This is a genomic window from Streptomyces sp. Inha503 (assembly GCF_047215865.1).
Taxonomy (GTDB): Bacteria; Actinomycetota; Actinomycetes; order Streptomycetales; family Streptomycetaceae; genus Streptomyces; species Streptomyces lycopersici.
The window spans coordinates 2,787,567-2,799,701 of the sequence record NZ_CP178360.1 but is presented as its reverse complement, the minus strand read 5'-3'; the positions used below and the strand labels follow the sequence as shown (position 1 = coordinate 2,799,701).

Annotated in this window: 11 protein-coding genes; 2 read left to right on the top strand and 9 right to left on the bottom strand. The window is 69.1% G+C overall.

The genetic code is table 11. From position 1 onward, the window contains the following. Nucleotides 1-143 precede the first annotated feature (143 nt). From tcuA to ACJX2R_RS11315, 8 genes are all read right to left on the bottom strand, one after another. Nucleotides 144-1,610, bottom strand: a complete 1,467-nt coding sequence (tcuA, locus tag ACJX2R_RS11350) for an FAD-dependent tricarballylate dehydrogenase TcuA (RefSeq protein ID WP_413099986.1) — start codon at nt 1,608-1,610, stop codon at nt 144-146. Nucleotides 1,611-1,999: 389 nt separating this feature from the next. Further along, nucleotides 2,000-2,935 carry a pyruvate carboxyltransferase gene (locus tag ACJX2R_RS11345; RefSeq protein WP_413099985.1) on the bottom strand — a complete coding sequence of 312 codons (936 nt, stop codon included), beginning with the start codon at nt 2,933-2,935 and terminating at the stop codon, nt 2,000-2,002. 8 nt (nt 2,936-2,943) lie between these two features. Continuing rightward, nucleotides 2,944-4,587, bottom strand: a complete 1,644-nt coding sequence (locus ACJX2R_RS11340; RefSeq protein WP_413099984.1) for an AMP-binding protein — start codon at nt 4,585-4,587, stop codon at nt 2,944-2,946. Beyond that, the gene (locus tag ACJX2R_RS11335; RefSeq protein ID WP_413099983.1) at nt 4,584-5,642 is read right to left on the bottom strand and encodes an LLM class flavin-dependent oxidoreductase; all 1,059 of its coding nucleotides are present in this window, start codon (nt 5,640-5,642) and stop codon (nt 4,584-4,586) included. The genes ACJX2R_RS11340 and ACJX2R_RS11335 overlap by 4 nt, the downstream gene beginning before the upstream one ends. Further along, complete coding sequence (locus tag ACJX2R_RS11330; RefSeq protein WP_262705555.1) at nt 5,620-6,120, bottom strand: PaaI family thioesterase; 501 nt, start codon at nt 6,118-6,120, stop codon at nt 5,620-5,622. Before ACJX2R_RS11330 ends, ACJX2R_RS11335 begins: the two co-directional genes overlap by 23 nt. Beyond that, nucleotides 6,113-7,105: an Ldh family oxidoreductase gene (locus ACJX2R_RS11325; RefSeq protein ID WP_413099982.1), complete on the bottom strand. Its 993-nt coding sequence runs from the start codon at nt 7,103-7,105 to the stop codon at nt 6,113-6,115. Before ACJX2R_RS11325 ends, ACJX2R_RS11330 begins: the two co-directional genes overlap by 8 nt. Beyond that, nucleotides 7,102-8,376 carry an MFS transporter gene (locus ACJX2R_RS11320; RefSeq protein WP_413099981.1) on the bottom strand — a complete coding sequence of 425 codons (1,275 nt, stop codon included), beginning with the start codon at nt 8,374-8,376 and terminating at the stop codon, nt 7,102-7,104. The genes ACJX2R_RS11325 and ACJX2R_RS11320 overlap by 4 nt, the downstream gene beginning before the upstream one ends. A gap of 705 nt (nt 8,377-9,081) precedes the next feature. Further along, a complete protein-coding gene (locus tag ACJX2R_RS11315; protein WP_413099980.1) occupies nt 9,082-9,705 on the bottom strand; it encodes a TetR/AcrR family transcriptional regulator in 624 nt (207 codons plus the stop codon). Nucleotides 9,706-9,839: 134 nt separating this feature from the next. On the opposite strand from ACJX2R_RS11315, the gene ACJX2R_RS11310 reads away from it, so the two are divergent. Both ACJX2R_RS11310 and ACJX2R_RS11305 read left to right on the top strand, forming a co-directional pair. Further along, nucleotides 9,840-10,217, top strand: coding sequence for a YciI family protein (locus ACJX2R_RS11310; RefSeq protein ID WP_413099979.1), 378 nt, complete (start codon nt 9,840-9,842; stop codon nt 10,215-10,217). A gap of 41 nt (nt 10,218-10,258) precedes the next feature. After that, a complete protein-coding gene (locus ACJX2R_RS11305) occupies nt 10,259-10,873 on the top strand; it encodes an NIPSNAP family protein (protein WP_413099978.1) in 615 nt (204 codons plus the stop codon). 401 nt (nt 10,874-11,274) lie between these two features. Here ACJX2R_RS11305 and ACJX2R_RS11300 read toward each other — a convergent pair whose 3' ends face one another. Then, complete coding sequence (locus ACJX2R_RS11300; RefSeq protein WP_413099977.1) at nt 11,275-12,126, bottom strand: HpcH/HpaI aldolase/citrate lyase family protein; 852 nt, start codon at nt 12,124-12,126, stop codon at nt 11,275-11,277. Nucleotides 12,127-12,135: the final 9 nt, after the last annotated feature.

Sequence of the window (12,135 nt, the reverse complement as noted above, 5' to 3'; positions counted from 1 at the left end):
CAGAGGGTCGAACGATCACGACGTGGGGCATGCATGCCTACACGGGTGTGGGCTGTGGGTGTCCCCGCTCTGGAGGTAGTTGCAGGCGGGCCTGAAGGCGAGCTCGACCGCAGCCCGTCCCTGTCTCGCCTGCTCAGCGTCCTTCAAGCCGCATGAGGAGTCGGTTTGGTTTCGGTCGCGGCAGTGTGTCCGGCCGCGCGGCCGAACACCGCCGCGCGCATGAGGGCGGCGCCACCGGGATAGTCGCCGTAGAACAGACCACCGATAGCCTCGCCGGCTGCGTACAGACCGGTCACCGGCGCCCCGTCCACCCCAAGCGTCCGCCCGTTCGGGTCGATCCGGATGCCACCGAATGAGAAGGTCAGCCCCGCGATGGCGTGGTAGGCGACGAACGGTGGCCGGTCGAGGGGCAAGGCCCAGTGGGACTTGGGTGGTGCGATGCCGGTCGTGCCGCGAGCGTCAGCTATGCCGTTGCCGGACGGGCAGGCGCTGTTGTACGTCTCGAGCGTATGCGCCAGCCGGTCGGCGGGCACCCCGATCCGTTTGGCGAGCTCGGGGACAGTGTGCGCGATGGTGGGCTCCGCCGCGCCGGCGAACTCATCGGCCACCTGGGCCGCGGTCCGCTGGTCGAAGATCTCAAACGCCTCGCACCCGGGCTGGCGCATGATCGCCTTGCCCATCTTCGAGTAGTTTTTGACCCACGGGCCGGGACCCTCGTCGACGAAACGTTCGCCGTCGCGGTTGATGAGCACGCCGAGCCAGAAGCCGTGCAGCGGGAACGGTGGTGAGGCCTCGCTGGATTCCGGTGAGGGCATGGTGGGGTCGACCGCGGCCGCATGGCAGCTCGACCAGGTGCCCGCCTTGTCCGCCCCAGCGCGAAGTGCGGCCTGGATCCCGTCTCCCGTGGCCAGGCGGGTGCCGCGCAGGCGCACCGTCTCCCACTGCGGCCCCAGATGCTCGCGGCGCAGTTCACGGCTGCCCTGGAAGCCGCCGGTGGCGATCACCACGGCGTCGGCGGGGACGGTCTCGCTGCCGTCGCCGACGGCGACACCCGTGAGTCGGCCCTCGCTGCGCAGCACCTCCGCGAGTGGGGTGGACCAGCGGACTTCCACGCCGATCCCTTCGGCGTGCGCCAGTAGGGGGCGGATCACCTCGAACCCTCGCGACATTCCCTCGCCGGTGCACGTCAGGACCTGGCCCGGGGGGATGTGCAGGACGCCGTCGCGGACTTCCGCCCCCAGGGTGCGGTTGAAGGTGAAGCGGACGCCCTTCGCGGCCAGCCAGCGCACCGTGTCCAAGGACCGTTCAGCGAGGGCGTTGACCAGGCGGGAGTCGGCTTGGCCGCCGCTCATCGCCAGCAGCTCAGCTGCGTAGGCATCCCGGGTGTAGGGCGGCGCCTCGATCCGGTCAGCTTTCATGCCCGGCTCGAAGTCCTCCGTGATCGACGTGAGATCGTCCGGCCCGTCATAGCAGAACAGAAACAACCCGCCGGAGAAGGCGGCGTTTCCGCCGACATCCCCGCGGCTGCCCTTTTCCAGCAGTACAACGCGGGCGCCTGCCTCGCGCGCGGCGATCGCCGCGCAGAGGCCGGTCAGCCCGGCGCCGGCCACGACGATCGTGGGTGCGCTGGTTTTCGTCACTGGTCCTCCTTGACCATGGCGCTGAACCGGTGCTCAGCGGCCGATCTTCGCTTCCGGTGCGGAAGCCATTCGGGACTGGTGGTGGAACGCACCGAATTACGGGTCCCGTTCGGTTCTCCAGGGCATCAACGTGCCCTGGACCATGAAGGGATCGGTGTCGATGACTGCCCGCACCGCATCGCGGTCCGGGGCTTGCAGGATCATCAGCGCCGAGCGCGCGTCAGTGCCGTCGGCCGGTCCGGACGTGACGAGCGAGCCGTCGGGAGCCGGTGACGTGTCCAGTCCAGGAGCTGTCCGAGGTGCTTATGCCAACCTTGTCGTCCGGGTGGCCGCGGTGCACGAGGAAGAAGCTCATGCTGTCACCAGGTGAAGGTGAGCGGTGTGCTGGGCTGGCCAGCGCTCGGTACAGGACCGGTGTGCCGAACGAATCCCTTGCCGGGTACGCCGACCTCGCCCGTGAGCCAGTTCGCTGTCTCGATCAGGCGGGGCAGGTCGATACCGGTGTCCACCCCGCACAGTTCGAGTAGTTGCACGGCGTCCTCGGTGCACAGACCGCCGCCCTGGGTGCCAGGCATCGCTGGGTGGCCGCCGCTGCCGGCGAGGGAGGTGTCGATGGCGTGGATGCCGAGTTCGAGGAGGGGGAGCAGGGCGGCCAGGCCCATGCCGCGGTCGTCATGGATCTGCACGGTCAGGTTCGCAGACGGCACGTGCGCGAGCGCGGCGGTGACGAGTTCGCGCATGTGGGGCGGTGCCGCGTAGCCGGAGGAATCCGCGAGGATCCAATGGTCCACCCCGATATCGAGGAGCCGCCGGGCCAGAGGTTCGAGATCCTCACCGGTGCGCGCTGGGGCGATCGGCCCACCCCAGGCGAAGATGATGTAGGTGCCGAGCATGACATCTTGGTCTGCCGCGTACGCGTGCATGCGCTCCAGTTCGCGCAACGAGTCCGCGGTGGACCGTCCGATATTGGCGCGGGCGAACTCCTCGTCAGCGGACAGCAGGAAATACGCGGTGTCGGCTCCCGCGTCGACCGCGCGGCCGAGCCCGTGCCTATTGCCGACGCAGCAGCCGAGGCTGAGCCCGGGCACTCGCGGCACCTGGGCGAACACCTCCGCGGCGTCGGCGAGGCCAGGTACGAGATCGGCCCGGACGAAGGAGGACAGCTCGAACGCGCGGACACCGGCGTCGACGAGGCGCTGCACGAGTTCGATCTTTATTGCGGTCGGGACTACGTGGTCCTGGAAGGTCAACCGGGGCGCGATCTCGCGGATGCGCACTCCGTCGGGTAGGGACATGGGACTCCTCAGGCGTGGCGGGTGGGTTTGAGCCCGGCGGCGAGCGCATCCCAGGCATCAGCGCGGCCCTGGTCACGCAACTGGTGCTTGCGGACCTTGCCGTTCGGTGTGACGGGGAGTTGGTCCACGATGCGGTAGTAGCGGGGGACCATGAAGTGCGGCATCGAGCGGTCGCAGTGGGCGAACAGTTCGGTGAGGTCCAGCTCGTGTCCGGGTTCGAGCTGCACGACCGCGAGGACCTCGTCCTCGCCCAGCTCGGACGGAGTGCCGACGGCAGCAGCGACCACGACGCCGGGGTAGGCGAGCAGGACCGATTCGACCTCGTGGGAGGAGATGTTCTCACCGCGGCGGCGCAACGCGTCCTTCTTGCGGTCGATGAAGTAGAAGTAGCCGTCTTCGTCGGTGTAGCCCAGGTCGCCCGTGTGCCACCAGAGATCCTTCATGGTCGCGAGCGTCGCTTCGGGATCGCGGTGGTAGCCGGAGAACATGATGTTCGGCAGGCGAGGCCGGTACACGATCTCCCCGGCCTGGCCGGGCGCGGCGCGATGGCCGTACTCGTCGTGGATCTCCAGGACGGACGATTCGGTGGGCAGGCCCAGTGAGCCGACCTTCCGGTCACTGAGAGGGTTGTAAAGAACGTTCTTGATCTCGGTGAGTCCGTAGCCCTCGACGATGCGCACGCCGAAGCGCTCCTCGAACGGATGCAGCACTTGGGGCGGGGCGGGCGCGGCGAACACCTTCGTCACCTGGTGGTCGCGATCGCGGTCGGACGGGGGCTGCGCCAGGAGCATCGGCAAGATGGAGCCGAGCGCGTTGAACTGGGTGACCCGGTGGGTGCGCAGCTCGTCCCAGAACCTGCTGGCGCTGAACCGACGCCCGAGGACCACGGTCGCCCCCGCATAGAAGGCGTGCAGGGATATGTTGACCTGCGCGGCGCCGTGGAACAGCGGTAGGCACGTGTAGAGCCGCTCATCGGCAGTCGTGGCCAGCTGCGCCGCGCACTCGCGTCCGGCGACCAGGGGCATCAAGTGCGGGTGCACAACACCCTTGCTCCGCCCGGTCGTGCCGGAGGTGAGCATGATCGCGACAGGGTCCTGCGGCGCGACACGGGGGAGCTCTGTCGCCGGGTCGCCGGCTGCGAGCAGGTCGCTCCACGTATGGACCGTTACCCCGGGCGGGATGCGGCGGTGCCGGTCGGCGTCGAGTAGCACGACGGTCTTGAGCGTTCGCGGTACGTCCGGCAGGTCGGCGACGAGTTCCAGCAAGGGTGTATTGGTGATCAACACGCGCACGCCGGTGCTGCGGAGCGCGTGGTCGAGGAAGGAGCCCTTGTAGGCGGTGTTGACCGGGACCTCGACGAGGCCGGCGCGGGCCGCTCCGAGCCAGGCGAGCAGGTATTCGGGCTGGTTGGGCAGGAGGATCCCAACCGAACTGCCCGGGGTGGCGCCTAGCGATATGAGACCGCGTGCCACGTCGGTGACTGCCGCGTCGAGTGCGCCGTAGGTCAGCTCGGTGTCTTCGAAGACCAGCGCGAGCCTGTCCGGATGTTCCACGGCGCGGGCAGCGATGAGGCCGCCGACCGTGCCGTCGCCGAGACCGGAGAAGTCCTCAAGGCCCCGGGCCCCATTGCCCGGTGCGATGGTTACCGTCATCCCAGCTCCTTCTTCGCCCGGGCCAGAAACCCTTCCAACGACGGGTCCCAGGCCGCCTCCGCGCCGGTCGTCACGAGAAACGTGTCAATCCCGAGCTCCCGGTACCTGCCGAGGGTGTCCAGGATGCGCTCCTCGGTGCCGACGAGCGCCTGAGAGTTGGCGAAGCCGCCCAGGAGCTTGGTCAGCCCGGTCCAGAAGCAGTCGTCGTGCAACTCGCGGTCGGTGAGCGCGAGTGCCCGTTGCCGTCCAACGGAGGTGTCAGTGGACGACGAGCGCAGGAAGGTCGGGGTCCCGGCGGCCTCGGCGATCTGCCGCTCCACGGCCCGGGCCTGGGCCCAGGCGGCGTCGTCGGTGTCACCGATGAACAGACGCAGGCTCAGCGAAAACCGCATCGGGCGGTTGTAGCGCTCGGCGGCAGTGGTGACCCGGTCGATGCGTTCCTTCGTGCCGGCGAACGGTTCCCCCCACAGCATGTACAGGTCAGCGTGCCGGGCGCCGAAGTCCACGGCGTCGGCGCTCTCGCCACCCATGAAGATCGGCACCTGCCCCTGCACCGGCTTGGTCGGCAGCTTCACCGCCTCGGCCGTGTAGTACTCGCCGTGGTGGTCGAAGGGCTCGGTTTCGGTCCAGGCGCGACGGACGATGTCGAGGTACTCGACCGCCCGCCGGTAGCGTTCGGCCTTGGACAGGTCGTCCGACTCGCGGCGCAGATCCTTCTCGGAGCCGCCCACGACCACATTGACAGCGAGCCTCCCGCGGGCCAGCACATCGAGGGTGGCGAAGTAGCGTGCGGCGGCCACCGGCGCCATCACGCCGGGACGGTGCGCGACGATCGGTGAGAACTTCTCCGATGCTGCCAGCGCGAACGGTGCGGTGGCGTGGTTGTGCGGCCAGGTGGAGGAGTACCCGACGAGGACCCGGTCCACGACCTGCGAGCGGTCCAGTTCCCGGACCCTGGACATCATGCGGTCGGGGTCGGTTTCGCCGGCCTGGAGGGGTTGCAGCCCAGTGAAGAATTCGACCATGGCGTTCTCAGCTTTCTGCGTGGGATCCATTGGGGGACAGTGATTGACGGGCGAGCCAGGCCTCGTGCCGGGCGAAATGGTGCGGGTGGCGTGTCCGCAGCTCGGCCCGGCCGGTGGCCAGCGCCGTGCCGGCGAGCGTCATCTCGGCGGAGACCTCCCACTGCCTGCCGGCGTGCCGGTCGATCCGGGCCAGCACCTGAACGGGCCGTTCGACCGGGACCGGGCGGAGGTAGGAGATCGCCAGCGACTTGGTGACCAGCCGCGGTTCGACCCGCAGCGCGACAACGCTGAGCACGTCGTCGAACACCGCGGCCGTCCAACCGCCGTGGGCGACACCGGGGCCGCCGTGCCAGGACCGTGGGCAGACGACCTCGAACCGCACCACGTCGTCCTGCGCGTCGGCGATCTCAACGCCCAGGCGGCAGGCGTCGTGCGGAGCGCAGCCGCCGCACAGCAGCCGGCCCGACGGGGAGGGCGCGATCGCGGAGGCGTCGGGGTCCTCAGACACCTGCGGCCTCCTTGCGCAGGGCCTCGACCACGGCTTCGGGCACGTCGATGGTGCCCCGCCGGAGCGTCTCGTTCCGACGGGTCACCGAGCGGTCGAACGGCACCCGGACCGGGCGGGTGGCCTCGACGGGACGGGTGGCGCGGATCGAATCGGCGAAGGCCGCGACCCGCTGCCGGTAGTCGTCCGGATCGGTGAGCACGCCGGGGTCGAACAGCACGACGAACAAGCCGCAGTCCGAAACGCCGGGCGGGTCGGCGGCCGCGCCGGTCATCATGCCGAGCAGCTGGACGACCAGAGCGAGTCCGGAGCCCTTGTGCCCGCCCCACACGCCGAACGCACCCTCGAGCGCGGCGGCCGCGTCGAGCGTCGGCACCCCGGCGGAGTCGTAGGCCTGGCGGGGGGCCAGCTTCTCCCCGAGCCGCGCCTTCAGCGTCACTTCCCCGTACATCACGGCTGAGGTGCCGATGTCCCAGATAACAGGAGTCGGCGTGGCCGGGAAACCGAAGGCGATCGGGTTGGTACCGAATCGGGGTTCGGTGCCACCGTTCGGTGCCACCACCGCTGGCCCGCTGCCCGCGATCATTCCGGCGAGCCCGGCTTCCGCCGCCTTCTCCAGGTAGTACGAGAACATCCCGGTGTACCAGGTGTTGCGCGCGCCGACGACCGCGATTCCCTGAGCGCGGGCCTTTGCCACGGCCAGACGCAGCGCGTGCATGCCGACGAGGTAGCCCACCTGGTCGCCGCCGTCCAGGGTGGCGGATACCGGCGTCTCGTTGACGACCCGGATCGGCCGCGGCGGCGCGGCGGTTGTGCGAACGCGCTCCGCTATGGACAGCGCCCGGGCGAGCCCGCCGAAGGACAGCCCGCGCAGTTCACAGTCGAGCAGGTGGTCGGCGATGGTCTCGGCGGCCCCGGCGGAATGCCCGCACGCGGTCATCGCGGCCGCGACGAGCGCGCGGGCGTCGGGCAGGGACAGATTCGTCATGAACCGGCCTTTGCGGTCGAAGACATGGGCGAGGGGGAGGGCAGCAGGCGTTGGGCCGATCGGCGGGTGAGGGCGAACGCGGCGATCGCGCTCGCGGCGGCCGCGGCCAGCAGCAGGTAGGCGGGGGAGCGCTTGTCACCGGTCAGCTCGATCAGGGCCTGGCAGATGAAGACCGCGGAGCCGCCCAGCGCCGCCACCGCGATGTTGTAGGACACCGCGACGACGCTGCCGCGCACCCGGACCGGGATGAGCTGGACGTAGGTGATCGGCGCGACGCCCGAGTAGAACGCCGGACCGGCAGACAGCAGCACGGTGCAGAGGATCACGAGCCACAGCGGCGGTGCGGTGGATAGCGCAGCGAACAGCGGATACGTGACGACGAGGACGGTGAGCGAGGTCGCCAGCAGCACCAGGGGCCGGCCCTTCCGGTCGGAGGCCCGGCCACCGGCGACCACCAGGAACAGGCCGATCAGCAGCGCGAAGGCGATGACCGAGGTGGCGGTGAAGGGGGACAGACGCAGCTGGATGAGGTAGCTCTGGACGTAGGTGTAGGTCATGTAGAAGCCGATGACATGCAGCACGGACACCCCGACGAGGAGGAACACCCGGGCCCACTGGTCGGTGACCTTGGCGTCCTCTGTGGACGTTTCGTCGCGGGCCGCGAGGAACGCCGGGGTCTCGCCGAACCGGCTTCGCAGGTAAAGGCCGATCGTGCCGATGGGCAGCGCGAGCAGGAACGGCACCCGCCAGCCCCAGGCGAGCATCTCCTCACGTGTTAGCGCCGCGTTGAGGAAGAGCACGACGACGGCGCCTATGAGCAACCCGGCGAGACTGCCCACCTGCACGCGGCTCGACAAGGCCCCGCGCCGGTGCGGCGGGGCGAACTCGGCGACGTAGATGATCGCGGTTGTGTACTCGCCGCCGGCCGCCAGTCCCTGGGCGAAGCGCAGCAGCACAAGCAGGACGGGCGCGGCGATCCCGATGGTCGCCGTCGAGGGCAGCACGCCGATCAGCGTGCTGACTCCCGCCATCAGCAGCAGCGATGCCACCAGGACAGGCCGGCGGCCCAGCCGGTCGGCGAGCGGCCCGAAGACCACCGAGCCCGCCGGGCGGGCGAGGAAGGCCGACCCGAACACCGCGAACGACGACAGCAGCGCGGTCGCAGGGCTCGCGGCAGGGAAGAAGACTTTCGCCAGCACGGTGGCGAGGAAGCCGTAGACCGCGTAGTCGTAAGTCTCCACCGTATTACCGATCGCTGCCGCGAGCGTCATACGTCTCAACGTCCCGGCCGGGATGTCTGCTGGATGGCCCATGACACGCCTCTCCATTGAGGTTGGGGATTACGGTCCACCGCGTCAGGCTGAGAGCCTGCGGCGCTGGTTGCGAAAGAACAGCGGGGACGCTGTGGTGTCGGCCGCCAAAGCAAGACGGCCATGCTCACCGACCTGCCGTGGGTGTCGCGCGACGGATCGTCACGATGCCGCTGGGGAGGTGGCCCAGGATGTGGACCGATGCCGTGCCAGGTCGGGACCTGTGTAACGGGACCTGGAGTCCGTCCCAGTAAGCATGCTGATACAGTATAAGCGTGCGAAGCTATATGCAAGCATGCTGATACGGTTGACCTTGCCGGCCCGCTGGGAACCGGTGCTACAGGCGCCGCGCGCTATTGAGCTGGATGGCCTGGCGCGTGTTGGCCGAGCAAGGCCTGGTCGAGTGACCGTGTGCGGAAATCCGACGGTCGTCCTCCACCTGGACCCGACGGACCACCCCCGTTGACCCGGGCGACAGCGCTATCAGGGGGGTGCTCGTTGTGGGTTTCGCCCAGGTGGCGCTGTCCGGCTCGGGGGCCGCGGCTTGCCGAATGGCCACTCGCTGGGCGGCAGTTGGTGATGGATGAACCGCATCCCGGGGTCGGGAGGCAGGCCGAGGCTCCATGGGGCCTCCCGGAGGCGGCGCTGGACGCAAAACCTGATGACTCAGCTGTCGCGGTGGGTGCCTGGGGCGAGCAGGCCGTGCAGGGCGTACTCCACCAGTTTGCGCACCTCGTCGGGGGCGAGTGATCCGTGCCCGGACAGCAGGCGGAACGCCAGTGGGCCCATCAGCACGTCCGTGGCCGTCGCCGCATCCACGCCCGGCCGGGTCAACCCTGCCTCGGCCGCCCGCTCCCAGCACGGCTCCAGGGTTGCCCGGCGGGGCATGAGGAAGAACTCGTGGAAGTACGGTGCGGCCTGCGGCTCGGTCGCGCAGGTGGCCAGCAACTGCCCGAAGAGGGCGCCTTTCGAACTGGTGTAGTAGGTCAGCAGATCGGCGGCGTAGGTGACAAGGTCGTCGATGGGGTGGCCGGTGTCGGGGAGTGCCACCGCCTTGGCCGTGTCGCGACCGAATGCCTCCGCGATGATCGCGGCCTTACAGGGCCAATGCTTGTAGATCGTGGCCGTGCTTACACCGGACCGGCTGGCGATGTGGTCGATGGTGATCGCCGGGATGCCGTCCTCGCGCATGAGTGCGCTGGTGGCTGTCAGTACTGCGTCATGCGCCCGAGCGCTGCGTGGGTGCTGGGGACGCTTCGGCGCTCCGGGTGCTCCGGTGGGGGTCTCCACTGGCGTGGCCTTCCTTCGGGGCTTGCTCTCGAAACTAAAATGATGTTTCACTTTAGTTCGTTGCGCCGCGATGAGGCAATCCTGTCGCCGTCAGGCGGCCGAGCGAACCGCCGGAAATCAAGTAGGGAAATGCCATGCCGCACTTCGTCGTCACCTACGTCCACCGCGATCCCACCGGCTGGGCACGCCACCTCGACGCGCACCTGCGGTGGCTGGTCGAGCGCGTGGAGTCCGGTCAGCTGCGCGCTTCAGGACCGACCACCCACACGGAAACGGCGCCGGGACGGCCGGGCCGGGCGTGGGAGCGCACCGCGTTGCTGGTGTTCGCGGCGGCCGATGAGGAGACTCTGCACAAGATCGTCGCCACCGACCCCTACCTGGTGGAGGGCCAGGTGCAGGAGATGACGATCACCCGGTGGGACCCGATCTTCGGGGTCCTCGGTGAGGAGTCAAGCCGTGCCGGCGTCAGCGACGCGCAGCTGTTCGAGCACCTTGCCGCGCTGGCCCGATAAGAGAGCGACAGTGCTGAAAAAACCATCGGGAGACATCCGCCATGCTCTACGAACTCGCCACCCTGTCACTCAAGCTGTACGCGGTCCGGAAGGCGCTGTCCGCGCTGGAGGCCTACACCACGAGCGATTCCACCGGCGGCCAACTGCTTGGCTGCTGGGAACCCGAACACGGCGTCATCGTCGGGCAGTTGCTCGTTCTGCGCGGCTTCGAGAACGCCGAGGAACTCACCGAGGAGCGCAGGCGCGTCCTCACCAGCTCAGACCCGTTCGGTATCGGTGAGCACCTAACCGCCTTCCAGGTGGAAAGCTACGCCCCGTTCCCCTTCCTGCCACCGGTCGAACCGGGGCACTACGGCTCGGTCTACGAATTCCGCACCTACCACCTCAAAGTCGGGGGTCTCGTGCCCACGATGGCTGGATGGGAGGCCGCAGTACCCGAACGCACCAGCCTCTACCCGCTGACGACTGCCATGTACGGCCTTGACGGCGCCCCCCGTATCACCCACATCTGGCCCTTCCCCGACCTCAACGCCCGGTTGAAGATCCGCCGTGACTCCTACGAACGCGGAATCTGGCCCCCGCGGAACGGTCCGGAGAACATCGCCAAGGCCACCTCCACGATCGCCCTGCCCACCCCCATTTCCCCCCTGTCGTGATCGGAACATTGACACCCGTCACGATCACCATCGGATTCGAAGGTGTCCGCCACGAGGTCGTCCAGGGAACGGATCGGCTGGGTGTTCTTGGCCGCCCGTAGCTCCTCGACGGACAGGCGAGGGCGAACCGGCGGGAAGGACCGCGTGTCTCCCACCCGGACATCACTATCCGCACCCGGGAAGGCGGCTCGACGTCGCCGACCTGCGCGGGCAGCGCTGGATCGCCGCGCCGGGCTCCGGGGCCGACCGGCTGATGGCGTGTGGCCAAGGATCAGCGGCGCCTGCTGCTGGCCCGGCTCCGGCATCCGCCGCAGGAGGCGACGGCACAGGTCGTCGAGGTGGCGATCCTGTGCCGGTTCCGGCCGCCTGCGATTCCGCGCCCAAGCTGTCCAGGCAGGATGTCAGATGCGGCCCTCCCCGCCTGGCTGACCAAGAGGTGTCGCTCGACACGCACCGAGCAGTGATCGAGCCCGTTGTAGGCGCGGCCAGTCGATCATCTGTCCGTCCACGCGCACTGCGGCGCCATCGGAGTCCCCGGCGGCCTGTACAACCCGCCGGGCCCATTCCAGCTCGGCGTTCGTCGGTAGCCATGCCTGGTGAACTACAGCGACCTGTCGAGGGTGGACGCACATGCGACCGCCGAAGCCCAGCCCGCGACTGCGCTGTGAGATGGCGGCCAGACCAGCCTCGTCATCAAGGTGGGTGTACACACCGTCGAGCGGTGCGGGCAATCCGGCCGCTCGGGAAGCCACCACGAGCGCAGAGCGGGCCCACAGCAGCTCCGGCTCGTCGGGTTCCGAGGGGACGACGTCCATGTCCAGCGCGAGATCGATGCTTCCGAAGAGCAGCCGCGCCACCCCGGGTACCTGTGCGATGGCCGCGGCCTCCCGCACCCCGAGGGCGTTCTCCACCAAGGCCAGCACCGGCATACCGTCCGGCAGCCGGCGCAGCACCTCGGCCACGCCGTCCGCCGTCGAGCTCTTCGGCAGCACCACGCCGCGCAGCCTCCGGGCCGCAGTGAGCGCGGCCAGGTCCCCCGCGTGCCAGGGGGTGTCCGCGGCGTTGATCCTCAAGAAGCCGTCGTGTGTGCTCAGCCATTGGATCGCGGCTTCCCGCGCCACGGTCTTGGCACCCGGTGCCACGGCGTCCTCAAGGTCGACCAGTACTCCGTCCGCCTCGCTGGCCGCCGCCTTCGCGAAGCGCTCCGGCCGGTCGCCGGGCACGAAGAGCAGAGTACGAGGAGCGGGCTCCACAGGTGTCCC